At 35.6% G+C, this 23,611-nt stretch carries 19 protein-coding genes and 2 pseudogenes; all 21 read right to left on the reverse strand.

All coding sequences use genetic code 11. The annotated features are described in order from the left end of the window. Positions 1–332: 332 nt before the first annotated feature. Positions 333–524, reverse strand: coding sequence for a PspC domain-containing protein (locus tag ACW2QF_RS04895; RefSeq protein WP_455714877.1), 192 nt, complete (start codon positions 522–524; stop codon positions 333–335). Next, on the reverse strand, positions 521–1,267 hold the full coding sequence (locus tag ACW2QF_RS04900) for an ABC transporter permease (RefSeq protein ID WP_455714878.1): 747 nt from the start codon (positions 1,265–1,267) through the stop codon (positions 521–523). The genes ACW2QF_RS04895 and ACW2QF_RS04900 overlap by 4 nt, the downstream gene beginning before the upstream one ends. A 9-nt stretch (positions 1,268–1,276) precedes the next feature. Beyond that, entirely contained in the window at positions 1,277–2,020 is a 744-nt protein-coding gene (locus ACW2QF_RS04905) for an ABC transporter permease (protein WP_455714879.1), read from the reverse strand. Next, complete coding sequence (locus tag ACW2QF_RS04910; protein WP_455714880.1) at positions 2,004–2,927, reverse strand: ABC transporter ATP-binding protein; 924 nt, start codon at positions 2,925–2,927, stop codon at positions 2,004–2,006. The genes ACW2QF_RS04905 and ACW2QF_RS04910 overlap by 17 nt, the downstream gene beginning before the upstream one ends. 153 nt (positions 2,928–3,080) lie before the next feature. Beyond that, complete coding sequence (locus ACW2QF_RS04915) at positions 3,081–4,004, reverse strand: sensor histidine kinase (protein ID WP_455714881.1); 924 nt, start codon at positions 4,002–4,004, stop codon at positions 3,081–3,083. 2 nt (positions 4,005–4,006) lie between these two features. Then, a complete protein-coding gene (locus ACW2QF_RS04920; protein WP_455714882.1) occupies positions 4,007–4,708 on the reverse strand; it encodes a response regulator transcription factor in 702 nt (233 codons plus the stop codon). 214 nt (positions 4,709–4,922) lie between these two features. Continuing rightward, a complete protein-coding gene (locus ACW2QF_RS04925) occupies positions 4,923–5,744 on the reverse strand; it encodes an effector binding domain-containing protein (RefSeq protein ID WP_455714883.1) in 822 nt (273 codons plus the stop codon). A 184-nt stretch (positions 5,745–5,928) separates the two neighbouring features. Then, the gene (locus ACW2QF_RS04930; protein ID WP_455714884.1) at positions 5,929–6,678 is read right to left on the reverse strand and encodes a DUF3784 domain-containing protein; all 750 of its coding nucleotides are present in this window, start codon (positions 6,676–6,678) and stop codon (positions 5,929–5,931) included. Positions 6,679–6,772: 94 nt separating this feature from the next. After that, positions 6,773–7,417 carry a DUF3887 domain-containing protein gene (locus ACW2QF_RS04935; RefSeq protein ID WP_455714885.1) on the reverse strand — a complete coding sequence of 215 codons (645 nt, stop codon included), beginning with the start codon at positions 7,415–7,417 and terminating at the stop codon, positions 6,773–6,775. Further along, positions 7,417–7,710: a PadR family transcriptional regulator gene (locus tag ACW2QF_RS04940; RefSeq protein ID WP_455714886.1), complete on the reverse strand. Its 294-nt coding sequence runs from the start codon at positions 7,708–7,710 to the stop codon at positions 7,417–7,419. Before ACW2QF_RS04940 ends, ACW2QF_RS04935 begins: the two co-directional genes overlap by 1 nt. 459 nt (positions 7,711–8,169) lie before the next feature. Further along, positions 8,170–9,528 (reverse strand): Ig-like domain-containing protein, encoded by a 1,359-nt coding sequence (locus ACW2QF_RS04945; RefSeq protein ID WP_455714887.1) that lies wholly within the window; start codon positions 9,526–9,528, stop codon positions 8,170–8,172. Positions 9,529–9,542: 14 nt separating this feature from the next. Further along, the gene (locus tag ACW2QF_RS04950) at positions 9,543–14,642 is read right to left on the reverse strand and encodes a fibronectin type III domain-containing protein (protein ID WP_455714888.1); all 5,100 of its coding nucleotides are present in this window, start codon (positions 14,640–14,642) and stop codon (positions 9,543–9,545) included. A 485-nt stretch (positions 14,643–15,127) separates the two neighbouring features. Further along, positions 15,128–15,250, reverse strand: a complete 123-nt coding sequence (locus ACW2QF_RS04955) for an ATP-binding protein (protein WP_455714889.1) — start codon at positions 15,248–15,250, stop codon at positions 15,128–15,130. A 228-nt stretch (positions 15,251–15,478) separates the two neighbouring features. Then, positions 15,479–16,270 carry a Cof-type HAD-IIB family hydrolase gene (locus tag ACW2QF_RS04960; RefSeq protein ID WP_455714890.1) on the reverse strand — a complete coding sequence of 264 codons (792 nt, stop codon included), beginning with the start codon at positions 16,268–16,270 and terminating at the stop codon, positions 15,479–15,481. 458 nt (positions 16,271–16,728) lie between these two features. Further along, entirely contained in the window at positions 16,729–16,893 is a 165-nt protein-coding gene (locus ACW2QF_RS04965) for a hypothetical protein (RefSeq protein ID WP_455714891.1), read from the reverse strand. A gap of 310 nt (positions 16,894–17,203) precedes the next feature. Continuing rightward, positions 17,204–17,713, reverse strand: a pseudogene (locus ACW2QF_RS04970) (ATP-binding cassette domain-containing protein). Then, complete coding sequence (locus ACW2QF_RS04975; RefSeq protein ID WP_455714892.1) at positions 17,686–18,432, reverse strand: hypothetical protein; 747 nt, start codon at positions 18,430–18,432, stop codon at positions 17,686–17,688. The pseudogene ACW2QF_RS04970 and the gene ACW2QF_RS04975 overlap by 28 nt, the downstream one beginning before the upstream one ends. A gap of 30 nt (positions 18,433–18,462) precedes the next feature. Beyond that, positions 18,463–18,726 (reverse strand): hypothetical protein, encoded by a 264-nt coding sequence (locus ACW2QF_RS04980; protein WP_455714893.1) that lies wholly within the window; start codon positions 18,724–18,726, stop codon positions 18,463–18,465. 250 nt (positions 18,727–18,976) lie between these two features. After that, a complete protein-coding gene (locus ACW2QF_RS04985; RefSeq protein ID WP_455714894.1) occupies positions 18,977–19,258 on the reverse strand; it encodes a hypothetical protein in 282 nt (93 codons plus the stop codon). Between the two features lie 1,281 nt (positions 19,259–20,539). Then, positions 20,540–23,188 carry a DEAD/DEAH box helicase gene (locus tag ACW2QF_RS04990; protein ID WP_455714895.1) on the reverse strand — a complete coding sequence of 883 codons (2,649 nt, stop codon included), beginning with the start codon at positions 23,186–23,188 and terminating at the stop codon, positions 20,540–20,542. Between the two features lie 18 nt (positions 23,189–23,206). Then, positions 23,207–23,611, reverse strand: a pseudogene (locus tag ACW2QF_RS04995) (site-specific DNA-methyltransferase); the annotation flags it as partial.

The following is a 23,611-nucleotide window of genomic DNA, read 5'->3' on the forward strand; positions in this document are numbered from 1 at the left end:
ATACATCACAATATGAAATTAGCTGATCAATACCTCGCTTAATTCATTTTTTCTCATAACATAACCTCCTTCCATTCATATTTGCCATGTAAAGTTACTGATTATAATTGAATATACAATTATCCAGATAATTACATCTGCTTTATTTAGTATACACATATATCTCGCATATTACAAGATACATAATATATTTTTTTCGGATTTTTCTGGACACTACTCTCCTAATCTGCTCTGCAAAATTGCTATAACGTCATTTCTGTGGTTGATAGTAAATTCGTCCACCCAATCCGTTATTCTCTCGGTCATTCCCTCAAATGGGCCATTGTATCCGCTTAACGTTTTGGCACTTTTGGTATAAAAATTGCCAATACGATATATACCAACAACCCGCTTCCGAATGCGAGAATAAACGCCGCGCAGAGCAATCGCACAAACTTCGGGTCAATATTAAAGTATTTTGCAATACCGCCGCAAACACCAGCGATCCATTTCCCATCTCTAACTCTATATAATTTTTTGCTCATGAATTTCCACTTCCTTTCTTGGTATGGTTTAGTCCCTTCAAGATAAAAGCTGAAAGACAGCCGCATAACAGCAGACTTATAGCACTTCCAATCCGATTTTCAACAGTAGTTTCATAATAGCCAGCGATACCAAATACTGCCGTGATAGGATAAAAAGTTTTAAGCGTGTTTGACATACTCATAAATATCCCGGCAAATGAATACATTTCAGCTAATACTAAAGCAAGCCAGTAGCTTTGTTTCATGTATGATACTAACGCAATGATGGGCGAAATCGCGAAGAATACACCGACGCCCTCCACAACATACATTTTCAGAAAATCTAAGACCAAGATCACCGATAAATCGGAAAAGTGTAAAACAAGTTCAGTCAAACAAGTTATGGCAAAGATCAACAAATAGATAAGAACACTACAAGCGAAAGTTATAATCATTTTCGCAGCGGTCAATTTATCTTCACTTACAGGAATGAGCCGCAGAGTTTTCAGCGTGTCCTCTTGCTCCTCACGACAAATCATATAGCTTCCCAAAAGGGATATTACCGCGGGAAGAACGAGAAAGGTCGCCCAGGGCTGAACCGTAGTCATATACCAGCCCACATCATCTATATTTTGAACGCCGGAATCCAAACTCTCGCCGCCGATAAATACTATGACTGCTACCAAGACTGCTGCAAAAACTGCAATCCAAATGATATTTGAACGACGAAGTTTTTGACGCTCTGCCCAAAGAAGTTTTTGCATACTTTCACCTCACTTTCTTCTTAATGAAATCTTTGCAAGCAGTACTGCAACAATGTCCCAACCCAAAATGCAAAGAAATGCCAATGGAATATTGATCCGTTGTGTATATGTAATGTACGAAAGATCTCCATTACCAGCAATGATAACCGACATACTGGATAGCGGGTGCAGATACGGATTTACTGTTATTACAAAGAAACCGAGAAAGGTATAAATCAAGGTGATACACACCGGGAGAACATATCCTTTTTGTGATGCAGCTATGGCTAGAATCGGTAACATCGAAAAGGCAGTAATAATGCCGATTTCCAAACACTTTTCCAACAAAAACAAAACGCTGCCCCAATCAAACACAACATATCCTGGAAGTACGCTGAACAGAACGGACGCAATGGCCGTAATCAGCATGAAACAAACAGAATAAATCATCACTACAAAAAATTTACTAAAAAAATATTCCATTTTGTTGACAGGCACAATCCAAAGTTGTTTAAGCATATCGTTCTGGTTTTCTGTGTGCATCAGTATGGTGCAAAGCATCCCCAAAACAAATGGCAAAATGATAAAAGGTGTATATCCGAATGCAGACCATTTATAAAACAATACCGGGTCAACGCCTGTCTTTCCAAAATACTTAAAATACAGCAGGGCGAAAAACGGCATAACAAGAGCCATCAATAACATAAACCAGATCAGTTTCTTACGATGGAGTTTCAAAAATTCAATCTGAATCAGTTTAAGCAATGCCCTCACCCCCTGTGATTTTCTTGAAATAATCCTCCAGAGTGTCATTGCAGAGCTGAGAACTGATAACAGCAATATTCTGCATCATAAGAGCCTTGTTGACGGCTCCCATATCCAGAGAGGTATCATAAAGCCGAAGCGTCTGATCGTCCTGTACAGAATAATCTTTTAGCTGGAACTGGCGTTCCAAGATCAAGGATGCTTTGAAAACATCGGAAACCTGTAACAGAATATACTTGCTGTTCTTCTTTTCCAATTCCTTCATGCTGCTTTCTTCTAAAAGAGCGCCGTGGTCGACAATGCCTATGTCGTCAACCAACATTGCAATTTCAGAAAGAATGTGGCTGGAAATCAAGACCGTTTTTCCTTGTTCCACACTTAAATCTTTGATGAATTTTCGCATCTCGGCAATACCGATGGGGTCAAGCCCGTTGGTCGGCTCGTCCAAAATCAAAAGCTCCGGGTCATGCAAGATGGCATTGGCAATGCCAAGCCTCTGCTTCATTCCAAGAGAATACTTACTGAACAGCTTTTTGTCCTTATATGGCAGCCCAACCACTTCCAATGCATTTTTCACAGCATTAGGTTCGGCAGTCCCACGTAGCTTTGAAAAAATCTCCAGATTTTCTGTCCCTGTCAGGTTCGGATAAAATCCTGGTGTTTCAATGATTGCGCCAATACGCGGAAACACTTTCTTTTCCCGCCCTTTCACGTTCTGTCCGAACACATCTATCTCGCCGGAAGTAACGGAAGTCAGACCCAGGATCATTTTCATGATGGTGGTCTTTCCGGCTCCGTTGCGCCCCAACAGACCGTAAACACTACCTTTTTTCACATGAAGATTGACTGCGTTGACCGCCGTTTGATCTCCATAAATCTTTGTCAGTTGCCTTGTTTCAATCACATAATCGCTCATATAGGTTTCCTCGCTTTCTTAACAATTAGAGTTTGCCAATATATTTATCATTTTAGTTTCACCTTGTAGTCTATTATAAAACTGGAACCTTGCCATAACCTTGCCGAAATCTTGTTCTAACCTTGTTTTTGATAGCCGAAAAGCCCTGTGCTGTCACAGGGCTTTCGGCAATACAATCGTGAATGTACTTCCAGAGCCGGAAGTGCTGGACGCAATGATCGTCCCTTTGTGTGCGTTGACAAGTTCTTTCGCAATAGCCAGCCCAAGCCCGTTTCCTTTTGCCGAGCGGGAGTGATCGCATTGATACATACGCTCAAAGATATGGGGTAGGTCGTTAGCCGCTATTCCTTTTCCGTTATCTATTACCGTAATCTTTGCTTGTTGTACATCCTCGATGATATGTAACGCCATATATTTGGCTTCGCTGTGAACTATAATATTTTCCAACAGGTTATTGAGAATTCGGGTATAGGCGTTTGGGTCAACCCGAACGGAACACTCTGTTTCGGGTATTTCAATATCGTAATCCAAACCAGCACTTTCTAAAATTGGAACCCATTCTGCCATAATGCTGCGTGATAATTCATTGAGATCGAAAAGTTCAAAATGGAAAACCTGTTCTCTGGCGTCCAGCTTTACCCATTCAAACAGGGCGGTTACGAAATCTTTCAGTCTGTGCGCTTTATCAGAAGCCACATGAATGTATTCATCTTTTTCCTCTCCCGTTACCAGACCATTTTCGATTGCCTCCAAATAGCCTACAAGCGATACCAGAGGTGTCTTTACATCATGGGAAAGGCCCGTCATCAGGCGTTTGTATGCCTTCTCTGCTTGTCTTTGCTGAATAAGACGGGATTGACTATTTACTCCAATTTCGTTGATGTCATAACAAATCTGTCTTGTCATGTCATTTTTATGCGCCAAAATACGACGGTTAAGATTACCACCTTTCAAATCTTCCAAAGCGTCTTTGATAAGAGAAATCTGTTCCCGAACATGGCGCAGTTTCAAAGCTAGGTATAGAACAAGCAGCAACGCAAGGACAAGCACCAAAAGAAGAAAACTATTTATATCCATGTTCATGCCTCCTTGTTGAAGCGATACCCTACACCTCGAACAGTTTGGATATAGAAGGGGTGTTCCGGGTCTGGCTCAATCTTTTTTCGCAATTTACTGATAAAAGACATGATATTGCTATCATCAAAGGCATAATCTTCTTCCCAAACTTGTGTGTATATTTGCTTTTTTGTAAATACTATGCCTTTGTTTTTAGCCAAGAAGAAAAGGAGGTTAAACTCTTTAGCTGTAAGTTCAATCATAGTTTCATTTACGGAAACAATATGATTTGCTCGATCAATAATCATACCTTTCAACGTCATGCATTCTATCTCTGCTCCATTTACAGGATTTAGAGTAGTATAACGACGAATGAGAGAATTGACACGGGCCATTAGCTCGTTAATACTGAACGGTTTTGTCAAATAGTCATCTGCACCAAGCCGCAACCCGGTAACTTTATCTTCCTCGTCACTTTTAGCTGTGAGCATCAACACCGGGGCGTTACTGGTTTCCCGGATTTTCTGCAGTACCTGGAACCCGTCCAAATCCGGCATCATTACATCGAGAATTACAAGTACAAGGCTGTTCCTATTTTCGTCAGCCAGTCGCAGTCCCTCCATACCTCCATAAGCAACGATGGCAGACAAGGCTTCCTGCTCCACACATTTTTTCATTAGAGTGCAAAGTTCTTTATCATCATCTATTATCAAAACGCTATTCATGGTTTAACTCCTTTCCATCTTTTGTTCTTCCGTCATTCGGTTTTCCTCGCACAACTTCTGTACTCGTCTTTCATTATGACTTTCTCTTAATTGGAATAAGTAGATCAAGTTGTATGAACTCAGATATTTCACCTGTATAATATGAAAATGCATTAATATGTTCTTCCAAAGAACCTCCCATACCATGCGGTTCACGCCAATCTACTTCGTATTCCTAACTATTGTTAATCTGCTCAAAAAAAGGTCCCCACTCTTGAAAATCTCCTATCTTAATACAATGGGCGGCATATAAACCTCCAGCAAATTCTTTTTTCTTCAATTTCTCTGGGATTTCTATATTTTCTGGAATAGTTGCCCAAAATTCATATCCATAAGAATCTTGCCCCTCCTGTGGTGAAGGGTTGTTAAAACCATATACACGTAAATCTGGTTTTTCAACTGGCAAATTAACTTTTTTAATAAATTCTGCTAACTCTCTCCCTGCAACCTCTTCTGGGTTGTCACCAATGTAATGGCTTGCTACAACTGTAGATGGTGGAAGATATACAATCCTAATATCCATCTTACTTTCAAGTATTCCATTCGCATTATTCAATTCTGTCATTGAATGCTCCTCCTTTAAATTAAGTTTTGGAAGGATAAGAGCATTAGCAATCTCATTTAATTCTTGTTCTTCAAGTATATCTAAGTGCACTTTATTTTGTATACTATGATCCAGACGCATTATAAAGGTATTTAATATATTTCGAATTGTACTAAGAGCATTTATTTCTCCGTTAATTTCTGATATATTTTCTTGTAAAATCTTTAATGACTCAAATTGTTCTTGGTCATCAAGAATGATTGCTATTTGTCTCAATGGAATGCGTAACTTACGTAATATAACAATCTGTTGTAATCTTCTAATAGCGATTTTATCATATACTCTATATGCATAATCTTCTTTTCGACTACTTACTAATAACCCGACTTTCTCATAATATCGTAGCATTCTAGTAGATACATGAAATGCCTTAGATACTTCACTTACTGTCATGATTTCCAATATCTCCTCTCCTTTCTTCACTAATTGTAAAGGACGACATTGTGTCGTAGTCAACCTTATTATTGATAAATTTACCTATATTCATTACCTTTCCTGTTTTTCTCTAAATGAGGCCTCCCTCTGGAAATAAAAAATGCCCATATCTGAAAGGTAACCTTCTATTTCTATTTAAACACTATTTCTCACATCTTTGCAATAGTTCTTCATATATTGCCTGAGTACTTTTTTTATTCTCCCCACTGATGACAACCTTTTTCTCTTTTACAGTAAGAACTACACATTCATCACATCTGGTATATGTATAGCGTGTGTACTTTCCAAATTTACTGTTTTTAAAACTTCCCATCTGTAATCTCGGTCCTCCAAATCCATTTGTGCGTGAACCACCTTCTATATCCTTACTATATTCTATACTTTCCACATCGCTATAAGCAATCTCCTTGTCACTCCAATAACTTGCTTTAATTGTGAAAGAATTTTCTCCATACGCTATCACTATATTTCCTGTAGAAAAAACTATCCCAACAATCAAACAGATTACTATAGTAAACACAATAGACACCTTCAACCAAATACTTGTCTCTTTTCTCTTATCTCCCACTTCTACATTTGTAGCATAGCACTTTGTATTTGAAAAATACAAGATAGCTCCAACGTCTACAAAAATTGCAAGTATAAAGAACATAATAATCCATATCGGTATGTTATCACCAAGTACCTGTATTACCACCGCGATTGCAACCACTATTATTGTGATAAAAGACAATCCAATCCCCATTACACGACATAATTTCTTTTCATCATATTTTGCTTTTTCCTCTGCGCTAGAAGTATTATAACCTGCAATTAAAAATCCTCCTCGACCAGACAATAATACTCCTGACATAATTACACATATCGCCACTACAATCCATATAATTACCATGTTACTACCTCCTTATTTTGCTCACCTAACATTGGAATTCCACGCAGTCTCTAAAGCCAAATGTAATTCCTATGGTCGCATCTCTCCCGTTCAACTATTTCAGCCACAACCCTTCTAACATTAAATCTTCATTAAAGTAAAACGTGAATGTAACATTAGCATGATCATAAGAAACATTCATCTGCACTTCTGCCCAATGCTTTCCATTTTGATTAATCTCTTCAATATAGACATTTCCTTTAGTTTGAACTTCCCCCCAATCGGAACCAAAATAGCTTTTTGCCTCATCCAATTCTTCTTTGTTCATTAAATCTTTTACTGCACCCGTACTGCATTCTTGTAATGCAAGATAATCTTCTGCATTAAATAGGTCGAGTACTTTTTCAGCTTGTGCCTGAACTTCCTTTTTTTGAAATCTCTTACTGTCTCCTATCGCATATGACTTTGGCAATATCCAGTAGACTGCTGCTCCCACAATCACAACGATTGCAATTATAATCATCAGTCTCTTAATCAACTTCTCTTTTTTATATCTTTTCTTTTCCTCTCCCGAGAAACTACTATTAAACTCTTCCGCAATTTCAGCTGGTGCTCCCATCCTTTGCATAACAGCCTCTGACGTTTCACCATTCTCAATCTCAGCCATGAATTCTGAAGTTATTTGTTTTTCTATTTCTTTTCTTTTAGCTTTGGAACATGTTAGTTTCTTCATAATTTGACGTATATATTTCTTATTCATCAATTCCCCTCCATAATCATATCGACGCTATCGCTGATTCCATCCCATAGCCTTACAATCTCTTGCAATGCACTGCGTCCTTCATCAGTAATTATATAATATTTTCTTGGCACCTTTTTCCCGACTGCTTCGCTCCATTTACTTTCCACCATTTTGTCATCTTCCAGTCGATATAAAATTGGATAAAGTGTTCCTTCTTTTAACGCAAATCTCCCATTACTTTTTTCTTTCAATTCGCTAATAATCTGGTATCCGTATTTTTCTTCCGTTTCTAATAGTTTTAAAACTAACATATCCAAAACGCCTTTTTTCATTTGACTTTCATATTTATCATTCAGTTTCCTCACCTCGCCATATACTTAGTATTGCTAAGTGTATTGTAACACCAAGATATGTAAATATCAACCATAAATAATATAATTATCCCTGATATCATCTCAAAACGAAAAAAAGGCCTTACCAACACGCAATCCAACCAAGATTATGTTCATTCATAAAATTATATAAAGGTTCACCAAATCCCTCTCTACTTCCAATCAGATATCTCTGTTAAATGAAGAGGTAAAAAGGCTTCCGAAAAACTCTCGGAAGCCTTGATTTATGTATTCTTATTTTATGTTTTCTTATTTTAATTATTTAACTTTAATCACTGTATGTGTAAAACAAATAGAGTACCGCCAGTAGAACTCACTGGGGGTACTCTATTCACACACTACACTATATTGTTATTACACAAAACCAACTCAAGAAGGTTACTTTTTCACTGTTACTGTCACCTTCTTAGTCACACCGTTTGCTTTCACAGTAATAACTGCTGTACCTTTCTTTTTCGCTTTTATTTTACCGTTCTTTGTAACCGTTGCTACTTTTGTATTGCTTGATGAATAGGTTACTGTCTTATTCTTCCCGTATACTTTCGGTACGATCGTAAATGTTTTACCAACACTAATAGTAGTCTTTGAAGCGTTCAGTTTCAATTTAGACACTGTAATCTTACAACTCGCAACAATCTTAGAACCGTCGGCTGTTGTAGCTGTAATCTTTGTAGTGCCTACAGACTTTGCTTTCACCTTACCACTCTTAGTCACTGTAGCAACCTTTGTATTACTACTCTTCCATACTAAATTCTTGTTTGTAGCATTAGATGGTTTGACAGTAGCTGTTAACTGAATAGTTTCTTTTGGTAGTAAAGTAGATGATGACTTAGAAAGTTTCACACTTGTAACTTTTACATTCTTCACTTTTATTGTAGCTGTTGCTTTTACCTTGCTTCCATCTGTAGAAGTTGCTGTAATTGTTGCTGTTCCTTTTCCAACGGCTGTAACTTTACCGGTGCTAGATACTTTTGCAACAGATGTGTTACTACTAACCCATTTAATACTCTTGTTTGTAGCGTTTGATGGGGCTACTGTAGCCTTTAATTGAAACTTATTACCTACACTCAAAGTTTTACTTGTGCTATTCAATGTGACTGAAGATACTTTAATTACCTCTGGTACAGTTGGCTCCTCTGGAGCACTCGGAGTACTTGGAGTCACAGGAGTACTTGGCTTCTCTTCCGGCACACTAGTAGCAGCGTACTCAACAGAGTACTCTGTACGGTTTACTGTAAGACTATTGCTATTGTGAAATAAATCCACTGTCTGTAAGGCATCTAGTCTAATAGTTGTAGTACCATTCGTTGTCTCTTCAATAGCCAATACAATAGTACCTAACTCTATCTTGTTATTCTCAATTAAGTCTTCACTACCAACAAGAATAACTCGTAAGACGCCAGTCTTAGCATCATAAGTGTATCTAAATTCTGCAGACACACCAGCATGCGCCATCGTAACACCTTTAACTACGCTCGAATCTAATTGTATACGCAAATCCAATGAAGTAATACTATTCGTGTATTCTTCATTGAACTCTAAACATAGTTTCGCTTGTTTATCAGCAATCTGCTCCACCAACAAAGAAGTGTCTTCTTGCTGTGAATCGGCAATTCCCACTAAAGTCTCCGCTGCGGTTTCATTTGCAAATACAAACTGATTTGTTGCTATTGTCCCAGCCGTAACAGCCATTATGCTTGACAGTATTACCGCTGCGACCGTCTTTCTATTAAACATATCTAACTGTCTCCTTAATTGTCTAATGTGATATCCTGTAAAACTTCTGGAACTTTTACACTTAATGTATCACTTACAAATCTTTGTCCTGTTAATTGAATTGCATCGTCTACACGGTATAACTCTGCTTTCACATTCTTTGGTAACTCTGGTAAATTACCTTCTTCGTCTGGTTCTATTACATACAACCAAGTTCCACTACTCACATTACCAAGCTCTGCATCTTCTGGGTCTTGTGCAAAGATATACTGGTCACCCGCAATTACTTGATCTGTGTCAGCATCCACTAGTAATACGACATTAAACGCTGGATGCCCAGAATACTCACCAGTGAATACTACAGAACCAGCAGGAATTGTAGTACCATTTGCTTCGTCAACAGTGAACTCTTTTGCTAATTTGCCAATACCACTTTCAATCAATTCCACATTATCATCTGGCTCACCAATAACATCTAATTCACTAATACTTACTGTAGACTGTCCTGTTGCAATCAATTTCACATAAGACGCTTCCTGTAAATCAATACGTGCACCAAATGCAGATTCGGAATTTGTAAAGTACACAGTTTCTTGAGTTGTATCGCCATCAAATACACCTGTCTTTACAGAAGTCCAGCTTTCTCCGTCTAAACTCACTTGAATTTCATAATTCTGTATTGCATTGTCTCCGCCTTTTGTATACTTGATACCAGTAATATTAGCTACTTCACCAAGGTTCAGTACAATCTCAGCATTACCGCTAGTTACAGAACCAACATACACATCGTTGTAATCATTATTGATTGCTTGTGTAATCGCTTGAATTGGATGTACTCCACAAACATCATCTTGCTCATGTTCATCCTGTTCAGAAACCATATTAGTAGAGATGCTAAATGCATCTTTACTGATGCTTCCATCATGTTTGATTTTAATGGAATCTAGTACACACTCTTTCGTAGGATTCAAAAACTTGTCGTATGCAACAACAGAGTAAGTTGCTACTTTATTATTGAATGTTACTGTATCTACAAATTCAGTCTGAGAACCTTCAACAAATCCAATTACTTTACCATTACGTAGAATCTCATAACCTAACAAGCTATTTTCTTCCATTCCAGTAACGCCAAAGTTTAATGTTACTTGGTTTGAATTCTGCTCATTAGAAAGAGTTGCCGTAACCTCTGCAGCACTTGTTGTATCTGCAATGGTATCTGCTTGAGCAACGTTCTCGATTCGATAAAGTCTTGCTTCGTCATTCACATATTGAATTTTTCTAGTTTCTTTTTCAAACTGACTTGCATACTCAATGGTTGTTTCGTCTGGAACCATACCCCAAGCAATGAAGAAGTCTAACAAATCTTTTTCTGTAGCTGCACAAGCTAATCGCATAAAAGCATTGTCCTTATTTGCGCCACTCAATGTAAATACTTTACCATCTGCAAATGCAGGGGCTAATGAAGTATTTCTTGCATATGCATCTATACGAGCCATGATTAGATTTTCTAACTGCTCCTCATAGCTATCGTATACTTTATAGTTGTAACCATTATCATAAGCTAAATGTAACTGCCAGTATAATCCTAGATTAGTAAATACATTATCACTAGAACCAACGGTACCAGAAGTTACTTTGTCATATACATCTTGATAGTTAAAGCGAACTGCGTCATTTGATTCTGTTGCTTGTGCTAACACAGAGAAATAATTGTTTGTTACTTCTGTAACTTCATACTCATTTTGATCGATAATATGACCAACCTCATGGGCAATACCCCAACCAAAGAATTGTCCTGCTTCGTATTTACCATCTGTAGTAGTTATTGGTTCGCCACTCATTAAGCCAGGAATGCTATCCCATTCAATACCAATATGAAGTCCGCCTGCATACATAAATGCACCTGCAAACATTCTCTGATAACGAATATTTTGTCTTGTTGTTGGCATCTTATTTGCTGTACCATATAATTTTACAAATTCATTGTAAGCATCTGTATCTGTTGGATACTCTACCAATCCCTTGTGCTGATAGAATAGTTCCATCATCTGATCCATTGCTGCTAATGAATCATACACTGTTTCAACTTGAGCATCTAAAGCATTACCTGCCTTACTAATGATACCGTTTAGTACCTGCTCTGCAGAGACAGAATACATCATCTTATCAAGAACAATATCCGTCACATTGTAGATACAGTTCTTATTATCATAATCATAATCACAATTTGTATCTGGATTGTTCTTATGATTTTGGTTATGCATATCCTCAAGTCCTGCCACAAAATCAGTCAATGATGTTACATAAGAACGAATTGCTTCTTTCTTTTTATCTTCTGATTCAATACGAGATAGATCAAGTACTGGATAATCTGTACCACCATTCACTCGGATACTAATTTCTGAAGAAGTGTTATTATCCGTGTACTCTACATATAAAGCTCCGCCATGCTCTACTGCCATGGAACTAATTTTAGGAATTAGTACTTCATTTCTACCAACCTTAAGGTCAGATACAACTTCCTTATACCATGTACCATATTCTGCATGATACTGAGTTGCCACCAACTTAACACTTGTACTGGCACCAACATTAGCACCTTCTTTTCCAACATAGATAATCAATTCTTCCCCTTGATGGGCTGTAATGCCTAATGGTTGCAATGCAGATAATCCACTTTGGAAACCTAAATGAGTATCATTCTTTTTAGAAATTGTAGTATCTACTGTGTAAGCAGCTCTTAACGCTTGCTCACTTAATAGGGATTTTGCATTCTCTAATTCAATTGTTAAAATATCTTTCTTATAATGATATTCGCCACTTACTTCATCCACCACATTAAGACGTTCTTCTAACTCAGTAATATGATCTATTGTTACCCAGTCATGTAAACTAACGTGAGTATCATCTTCAAAGAGACTATAAATATCTCCCTCTAATGGATCGTATTCATAGAATTTAATTTCAGCAATTGAAATCATGCCATCACCATAGGCAAGATAGTTAGCAAAACTGATTTGTACTTTATTCGTTGTAATTGGCTCATTCAATACGAATTCGTAATATCTTTTTCCTTCAGAATCTCTTTTTACGCTATGCATCCAAGGAAGTGTATGGGCTTTGCCATTTTCATCCCAGTACTGTAGTTTGCTGTAAAAGTAATCGTATGTCTGTTCCGTACTCTCCACTAAAATAATACGATCCATTGTGTAGTAATCATCAAGTGTTACAATCGGTCCATTCTGGCTACCACTGTACCCACCAGAATTCCAGTGATTTAGAACCCAATCAGTAGCATAATCATTATCTACAACTGCAAATTCACTGTCAGTTGTTCCAGAAGGATACTGAACGGATTTAATATGTGCTGTCTTACCGTCCTCCTCTGGTACGTTAATTAACTTAAAGTTACTAGTCTTAGCATGTTCTAATGCTGTTGTTGTACCAATCGAATCAGCGGATCTCTTACTAACACCAATCTCGTTTACACCTTGAAGATAGACATCATAAGAAGTGTTAATCTTTAATCCAGTTAACTGATAAGAGTTTTTAGTGATTCCAGTTATCTCCGTGTAATCCTTTGATGAACCACTCTCTCGATAATAAAGATTATAACTATCCGTATCATCCATGGATTTCCACGAAATATTTAACAGCTTATAGTCACCTTCGATTTTTATATTTTCTGGAGCGTCTGGAATACCAGTAGCTTTAGGGATTACTATGACACTATCACTGTATGCACCTTTCCAATTACCATTGATGGCACGAACTCGTATAACGAATTCTGTACCATTCTTAATCTTACTACCATTGAATTGTTTTACAGTAATTCTGTTTGTACCAGCTTTAAGAACTTCTGTAGTTCCATCTGCTGAAACCTCAACCTCGTATCCTGTGATATTACTCTCTTTTGTCCAGCTAATGGTGAACTCTTTGTTCCCTCCAACATGAGAAGTAATCGTTGGTTTGCTCATCTCTGGTTCTGGAATTTTACTTTCCATATCGTTTAAGAATTCTACCTTAGCAATTTCCACAAGATTTCTGCTATTTGTAGCTGTTACTGTGATGGAAACTTTCTTAATTGCAATCTGCTGATTCAAATTAATTGTAATAGAACCATCTTCGGCAATTGTTGCTATTGCTTGAATTGCAGATGAACTATTTCTCGTGGTACGAGCAGCGTTTCCAATGATTGCTTGGTATTTTTGACCACTCTCGTCAAATACAGTGATAATACCTTCTGTAATTGCATTATCTTTCTCTGTAGGTGCTGCAATAGTGATTGCTTCTGTCAATGCACCTTGTGAATCCACATCGAATGAAAGCTTAACTGGGTTATCTTCGCTAATCTCTTTATCATTCTCTGGTGCTAGCTGAACTGGAGCCTCACCCGTAAAAATATCACTAACCTTACCAATGACAGATGCCGTTGTTTCAATATTAGCGATACTATCCGGAGACAACACAACAGATTGCGTACTCTCAATACTCTCCTGTCCCTTATTATAAGAAATGTAACTTGCGTCTAAGATATCTACTAATCCATCTTTATTTAAGTCATACACAGAATCTGTAGAACCCTCAGTGATTGCATCAAGAATAGCAGTCATATCCTCTTCTGTTACTTTATGATCACCTGTTACATCACCGTAACTAATAACACCAGGTCTTGCTGAGCCCTTTGTGTATAAGCCATCAAGCTCATGGCTATTCTTTAAATATAGTTTTGAAATGCTTTGTGCTTCAATAGTTACTTTCTGTGTAAAAGTTTCATAACCAGTACCAGTAACGGTTAATGTGTATTCACCTGCATTACAGTCTTTCGCTGTACCAATTACTTTGTTACTGGAAGCATCATACAGAAATTCCAACTCATAACTTGTACCATCGGCACTCGCTAATACTCCTGTAATGTCTGTTACATTCGTGTAGTTAACTGGTAACAGTAATTCCAGTTCTACTTCTAATGAGCCTAATTTTAGGTTTGTTGCATTGGTATTGGTGCTATTTGAAACCAATGTCCTTCCTTGGTTTACGTTTAACCAACTCGCTGCATATGTATTTGGAAGACCTGTTGTTTGTAACACAACAGAGCATGTCAATGCAGTAGCAATTACTCTCATCTTTATCATACGTTTTACTCCTTATCTATTCTGGCAATGTCTAAATCCACTACCTGTTTATATAGAAACCTTTAGTTATTACAAACATGTAAACCAAAAGTGCTCTATCTAATTTGTTCTATTGCTTTTAGTAGGCTATCTTTAACCATGAATATAATTATTCTAACAATAATTGTTATTATTATTAGAATTAGAATAATAAATAAGAAGGAGCCCAAGTCGAATTGGCGTAAACTCCTTCTTATAGTTAATAATCTGAAAAAGTTTAGTGATGCATTAAATACTATCCAAACAACTTGTCGCACCTAATTCCCTCAAACGCCCAAATGGCAATACTCTTTTGATAATAAAAGTAACTGAACCAAAAGGAACTGCCACCTAAATCACCAACAAAAGAAACTAAGTGTATACTCCTGTATTAATTCTATAAGTAATCACATATAAATGTCAACATAAAATAGATACTATTGATAACATAATTATGTGCAGCTTTGTTACTCATCATCTTGCTTAATATAATCCTTAAGTCGATATGACTTATCTGCTATATTAAAAACATGAGCATGATGTAATATTCGATCAAGTATTGCATTTGCGATTACTGGATCAAAAAACACATCAATAAAGAGCCGAGAAATCCAGTGTTTTTCTGGTTCTCGGCTCTTTATTTACTTGTCAAACTCGGCTAAATGTCCTCTTGGCTTAAACTATTTTGTTTAAGTTCCATCAATTTTATACCGTATTTTTATTTCAATAACTCAATTTATTTTGGCTTAGTGATTTTCTGTAAATAGGAGCATTTGCATCATGTGGTGCAAGAATCTGAAAATCAGTATACTAGCGAATTACAATATACCGGTAAGTAGATTTTCCTCAATAAAAAATGCTATTCCCTCTTCATCATTTGAACCAATTACAATATCCGCTCTATTTTTCACTTCATCGATTGCATTTCCCATTGCAACACCTAATCCACAAAGTTCCAACATACCTATGTCCGCAAAATCGTCACCAAATGCAATGATAGATTCTGTACCAAACCCATATACTTCGGTAATCCTCGTAATCGCATTTTCTTTCGTCACATTCTTTTTGGTAAATTTATACCAATACCCATCAGAAAAACGAATACAATCGCATTGCTCTAACCTTTCAACCAATATATTAGCTTTTTCTTCGTCAAAAATCTCGACACACATTTTCAATGCACATTCTGAAAAATCAGTAAAATCCGTATAAATACTATCTCCCCAACTTTGGTCAAGTTTCTTGGGTTCTATTTTATAATTCCAATAATGTTCATTTGTTGTATCAATGGTTATTTCACAATCTTCTCCACAGACAGTTATTGCCATAGTAATCATATTTCTCGTTTCAAATTCAGAAAACTCTGCTTTATAAATGTAATCTATTCCATCTTTCACGAGTGCACCTCCACTCGATATCAGAATGTCAGGCATAAGTTCATTCAAAAATGTCATAGAATTCTGTTCACTTCTGGATGTTGAGACACCGATCAATATTCCTTTTTCTCTACACTGATTTAAAACTGAAAGAGTCTTTTCAGATATGGATTTATCACTCCGTAATAGAGTTCCGTCTAAATCAAATAATAGTAATTTGCATGTCTGATTCATGCTAACCAGTTCCTCCTAGTATAAGATATTCCAGTACTCCACCCACAAATAGAGCCAAAGTAGAGCCGATACGAACTTTTTCTGCTGTTACTTCACCAATGATACGGATTGCAAGACTTGGGCATGGGAATGTTTTTCGTACTACTGTATGTGGCTATTCTTGATATTCTCCAACAGTAAATATACACTGCGCTAAAAACTTATTCCTTTTTTAATGAATATAGGTATGCATAAATACTATCTTCCGCCCCGTTTTCTAATCTTTTCATACATCTGATAGCAGGCCATAGCATTGCTCCATTTGCGGTTTCAACAGCAATATATATTTCTCCTTTAGGGTCATTATCATTAGTTATCCACTTTCCACCGTGTATTTTTATAATTGTCTGTCCTATATATGATCCTAAACCAAATAGAATCTGCCCTCTGTTTTTTGAAAGTATTCCATTTGGAGAATTTTACTCATCAAAAAATCTGTCGAGTTCTCTCATGCTTTCCAAACTATAATCAACTTTATATCCTGATGAATTTAATGCCCTTACAACCCACTCTGCTGCTGAAAAAATGTCTTCCTCCAACGTGTTGATATTTTTCTTCTTGAAAAGTCTATCTATCAAGCTCATCTGATTATTCCTCTCAAATTTGGATTTTTTTCTCTAATTATACCATTTCTATTCCCAATTATCCACCATAATTTAAGGACACGGCCAATGCCATGCCCCTGCTACTCAAATCCAGTATTCATCAAAAAAATAGAGCCATTTTAGAGCCAAACGGCATAAAGACACCTCGGAATTGCCCATTTTATAAGCTTTTCCAGGGTTCTGTCTATTATTCAAACTCAATTTTTCCCACAGAAAACTTAACACTTTTACGTTAAGTTTAGTGGGATTTGAGCTATATTATTACATCTTTTATATTACTTATATTGGCTTACTGATTGGCTGTTGCCAAATTGTTGATAACAGACTCTTCCGTTAAATTATCCATTGCTGATGTAGCCTCATCAAGTATGGTAATTCCTTTTTCTTCAAACCACAATCTTGCCAGTGCTAATCTTTGCTTCTCTCCTCCAGATAAAGTTGTGCCTCGCTCTCCTATTTCAGCATCTAAACCTTTATCTGTATTTTGGATTAGAGCTGATAATTGAACTTTGTGTAATGCTTCTATGAGTTTGTCATCTGATATTTCTCTTTCATATATAAGATTCTCTCTAATTGTTCCATCAAATACTGGCGAATCTTGCGACAAATAACTCATTTGACGATATACGCTGTTCAAACAAATTTCCTTTATTTCAATCCCATCGATTTGAATACTACCTCTCGTATATTTAAGCAACCTAGACAGCAATTTCACATGTGTTTATTTTCCTGAACCGCTCTCACCAACGAAGGCAACCTTTTCACCTTTCTTTATAGACAGACTAAGATTGTCAAATATCTTCCTTCATATTCAAAGGAAAGATTCCTTACCGTAATATCCCCTTGTATATTTGATATCCTTTTGCCTGTTTCCAATTGCTTATCATCTTCCATTTCCAAAAATTCTTCGAATCTTCGGTAAGATGCTTCATCTAATCTATACTGCACATAAAGGACATTGAAAATAGCAATTGGTGTATACGCATTTTCAATCAGAGAAATCAATGCCACCATAGAACCTATAGATATTGATCTTGTCTTCCAAACATATACCAAAATACCAATGTCTAATATTGCTACCAGCAGCGCAAAAATAGTAAAGAACGCTTCATGTATCATATCCATCTTTACCTTAGATATGACAATTTCCCTTTTTGCTCTGTTTGCTTTTATCATTTCATTGTTAAATTGGCGCTCCATACGGAATACTACCATCTCCATAAATCCTCTAACAAGGAAATGATTCAACTGTTCTTCGTTGTTCAGTATCTTCTCTTTTATTTGATATAAAGATTTTAATAGAATATTGGTTACTATGAAAATAACTACATAACCTATTAGTACTACATATGTAACAATTTTATTGATTTTCCAGATAAAATATATACTAAAGCATATAGTAGGTAACAACTGTCTAATGATACAAAACCAAAAATCATATAACACATTTTTTCCTGCTTCTGCACCATTTTCAATTCTCTGAACTAGCTTTCCTGTACCTATCTTCTGGTATTCCAAATAATCAATTGTGCTTATTTTACGAAGGGCCTAAAGTTTGAACTCAAGGAAAATACAAAATTCTATTTTCTTACATGGATATTCATCTACATAATTCAAACAATAATTCATAATCAGGATTAAACCATAACACATAATTCCACCAAGTACCATATTGCCACTTGTAAATCCATCAATGATATATTGGAAATAATCCGCTTTATAGTTGGCTAGAAATGCATTGATAATACCTATTGTAATATAAGCGAAAACCATTATTCTATTCTTCTTTACTACTTCTTTCATATAGCACATAACTGTACTCCTTTTCTAATCTTAATTTCATCATTAGGATCAGTACAGTTGTGACTGCTAGCATGTTTATTATAGCCTCAGCACAATCTGCTAACAGTTTAAATCAACTGTACTGAGTAATTATCTCGAATATTTTGCATTATAGCATTCATCCCCTTTCAAATCTTATGTGCAAGTAGCCTCATGTAAGCGGAATACAGTATTCTACTTTATCTTTATTTTTTTCTTGAATGATTTTACTATATTACATTCATAATAATTCTGATAATTCTGATACAAGTTTTAGAGCATCTTTAAATCCTTGCTGATAAGCTACTCGGCCATATTCTGCTCCCATATAGTTGTTTTCTGAGATAGCTTCGTCAATAGCTAATCTCTGATTTTCGTTTAAATTTAGATTATGTAATTTATCGAGTTTATTGTCGGCTTCTATGACTGCATTCTGGTAGGTAAGGTCTGTGATTAAAGATGATTCTAAAGCTGTTTTTATTCTTTCTTCGTAAAGTAGATTTAGTAGCTGATCGTCGTACATGCTATCCTCCTGGTTATTTAGTTTAGAAGATTTGAAGTCAGGAAATTTTAACTCATTCTGTGTGTTTCATATCAGTTTAAAACTTTAAAATTTCTGTATGAATAATTGATGTTTCAAGGTTCTGATATGGATACTTAAAGTTTTTATACTGGTTAATCCTTACTAAAATCATCATTTTGATATAGATTTCATAAAATGTATAGGTATCCACTTAACTACATCATTATACCTATCTTCATTATACAGTCTTAATGACGTCTAAAAACATATTGACGGCTCAATGACGGCATTTTAAATAAAGGCGTCATATTTAAGGCAAAAATGTCTTTGCCTTGAAAACATAGACAAAATATATAAACCATTAACAAATTCAAATAAAAATGATCCAAATATAATTAAAATGTACCATCAATTGCATCAACTATATGATTCATCAAAAAAATCCTACAACACTTTATTTTACTAGCTTGTAGGATTTCTGTTTATCATTCAAATTTAACAATAACTACTACATTTTGGATTCTTATTCTGTATATTACATAGATTCTTTTTGACTCTTAAAGAATCTTACTGGCAAAATGGCGACATTGCAATAATCTCCGTAAATATTACTCAAATTAATTGCGCAGTTGTTTACTGATATTCCATTGGTATGATTGGTCAAACTGGATAGGTCTGGTTTAACCTAAATCCTATCATTTGGTCAAGATATGGTTAGGATAACATGTATTAATCTTTTCAAAACAAGATAGAGTTATGCATCACAGTACAGCAAAATGAAAATATTTTTTTGTAATACATATTTTACACGTTTAGATACCCATTTCTTTTCTTGATTCCAAGTAAAATTGGATTCCTTGTTGGTTCTTTTGTCATATCATAACCTCCTAAAAGTTAAATAATGAGTAGCTAAGATTGCCACATTTCCATTAAAGATAGTATTCATAACTACCAATTTTAAAATTTATTTAAATTTATAACAATTGTTTAAATCGAGTTTTTCAAGGATTTCTTTATTCAAACTTGTTTTATAGATGCATTTGTTTTTTTATTTCTGTTTTCCGTGTATTATTTTATTTTATATGTAATAATAGCATTTTAGAATCATTATATAATCCCTGTCTTTCTCATAAAGTAAACAAATGTTTCACATCTAACACCATCATAATATACCAAATTTCTTCAATTTCATAATATTTTAATTTATAGTTGCATCCCCTATGTCTTTAAGCTCATCTTCCAAAACATAACACCATTCTTCCATGCTTTACCTTTATAGCATTACAGTTCTTTCACTATCTTCATGAACTCTTCATATGAATAGGCACCATTATAATCCGGATTCTTTGTTTCAAACACCATAAAATACCTAAACATTCTTCCAGCCATAGAAGCCCACTGTGCACCTGTTTCAGCTTTCATCTTTGATTCTGTATTTTCCAACTGGTCACCCTTTGTCTCAACCAACAAAACTTTTCCGCTTTCCAATCGTACCATCAAATCAGGGTATGCATTAACAGCACCATTGATGGCAAATCCTCTCTTTGAAATATTTCTGTGCCACCATCTGACATTACCTAAAGAAGATAATTCCATAACAACTTTTCTCTCATATTCATTATCAAACTTTTCTTCTTCACTATATAAAGACTTCGGAATGGAAGCAATTGTAGCTACTGGCGATATTTCTTTTGGTAATTTGTATGATGGCATACATATTATTTTGTCCTGCTCAATCCATTCATGAAAAATCCGTTTCGCGTACGTATCAAGTAAAGAATTAACCTTTTTATTAATTTTCTGCACATACATATATGGGGATTGTTCTAAATCTGTAAGTTGATCCTCTGTCATGATAGTGATTACTCTATCCACATATGTTTCAAGTTCCCGGTCATTAACCGCATTGTTTTTTGAAAGCTTAGAGATAATCATATCTTTGCAAAGTCTTAACTTTCTCTCAGAAGGCTGATCATCAAACCACTCTTTTATACTTTGGTTTTCAAAACCTTGTAATTTCCAAGCCTTTGGTAATGAATCCTTATCATCTATATCAATTTTTGCAATTTCTGCATCCATATTATCAAAATCAATTTCTACATCCTTGTCCAATAATGAAAAACCAGAATAAAGATTCTCTTTTGTCAACGTATTATATTCATGTTCTGTAAATAATGATCTGCCTGTTTCTATCATAAATTGTGGTAATTCAAGTTCCATAGCATCTGCTTCATATGATTGATTCATTTTATAATGTTTCATTTTATCAACCACCTCCACAGGTGCAGGAATGTAATTATCCTCCCTTTTCTCCATATCCTGCCAATACATTGTACTTTGTTCCTGAGCATGCTCTAGCATTGCAGATACCGGATTTTCTGACATTTCCGCTGTCTCAAAATCCTCAGATTCCATAATGCCTGAAATCTGTTCCTTTAAAGCAGGAAGGTCAATTGTATCTGTAACATCTTCCTGTTGTTCATTCACTATAACTTGCTCTATTTCTATCTGTAGAGATTTGCCACCTTCATCTTTTGCATCTTCTTTATAAGTTTCTTCAACATAGTCATCTATTCTATAATCCTTACCTGTAAAACCTGCCGCATTTAATCCAGCCACAACCTTATCTAAGGTGGCATAAAAAGCTGCAGATGACGTAATAACATATGAAAGATTTAACACCTCACTACCATTTTGTTTTGCATCAGGCAATCGTAGAATTCTTCCTAATATCTGCTCGACATCCACTGTTGAAGAACGATTTGCAACTGTGGCAAGTATGTATGCAAATGGGCAATCCCAACCTTCCTTCAATGCATTTACTGTAATGACATAACGTATCTGGCATTCCGGACTTTTAATATTAACATTTTTTAGTTCATCCCTATCTCCAGTTTTGATTGCAATCTGTTCTTCTGGAATTCCAATTTCAATCAATGTGCTTTTTATCTTATCATATGTTGTACTGTCATCATTATTTCTTGGTTGCGCCTGAAAAAGTACAATGGGGCGAATATATCTCTGACTATCCTTTTGATTCTTTAATGCTTCCAACTCCAACTTCTTTCTCAAAGAAATTGCGGATAAGAATACATCTTCCTGAGATTTTCTGTTATAAACAATAACTGGCAATTTGACCATGTTTTCTGCTTTTAATTGTCTTGCATCAACAAAAGAAATAATATTACTTCCACTCTTAGGAGTTGCCGTTAAATCCAATACAAATGATGGATTAAAGTTCTGCAACATTTCCTTACTCAAATTTGAAGTAGCGTGATGACTTTCATCCACAATCACAACCGGATTTAACATACGAATGACCTGTATTAATGCTGTTTCATCTGTATCATCTAACAATATTTCTGGATTTTCTTTAAATTTGGTGAATGCTGTTAGATTTCCATTCTCCTGATATGCTTTTCTTCCCTCTTTTTTACTTGTTCTAAAGGAATCATAGCTTAAAACAAAAATAGACAAATTTTCATTTACTGATACTGGATTAAAATTCTGACCATTTAACAACTGTTGCTTTGAATACACCTCAACCTTATTTCCAAAGTCTACATCTATCTTTTTACGGTAATCGTGATTTTTATCCATTAATGTATTATATGTCTGAGACAAAATAGCATCTGAAGGGACTAGCCAAACCACAGCTTTAGGATGAATATGTGGCATAGAATCAAAAATTGGTTTAATAGAATTAGCAGCTAAAAAAGTCTTACCACCACCAGTTGGTACCTTGAAACACACTTGGGGTACACCAGAAATTTCTGAATTGTACGGTGGCATACCATCCATTCCTACAGATAACCCCTTTTCCTCCCAAAGTGTTGTATATGCATTTTTAATATTCTGACAATCCACAAGTAAATTTAAAAATCTCTTCAAATCATTTATAACTTGTCTCTGATAATTTTTGAGTTCCATACGCTTGTCCTTCCATAATTATAATTTTTTTATATCTCTTGGTATTTTTTTAAATGTAATATTCCATTTCTGTAAATCACTATCTGATAACGTACATGAATCTGCATATATCACATATGATTGTTGTTTTACTGTAATGGTTGCCAAAAAATCATAGTCAAGAAGAGTAGTTTTCTCTCCATCATATACAAAATAGTACGCTGTGTCATTATTTGAACCAAGGTAAAATGGTTCATCATCTTTTCCATTCATTTCTGCCCCGTGCGTTTCCATATACCAGATATACTGTCTAATTTCATCTAATTCTATCTCTGGATTTATGGTTCCATCTACTAAAAATAATGGAGTACCCAATTCATAATATGAAAAATCTCCACCTGAACCTTCTACATAATTATTTTCTTCACCATATCCACAAATAAC

It is taken from the genome of Anaerosporobacter sp., assembly GCF_965301125.1.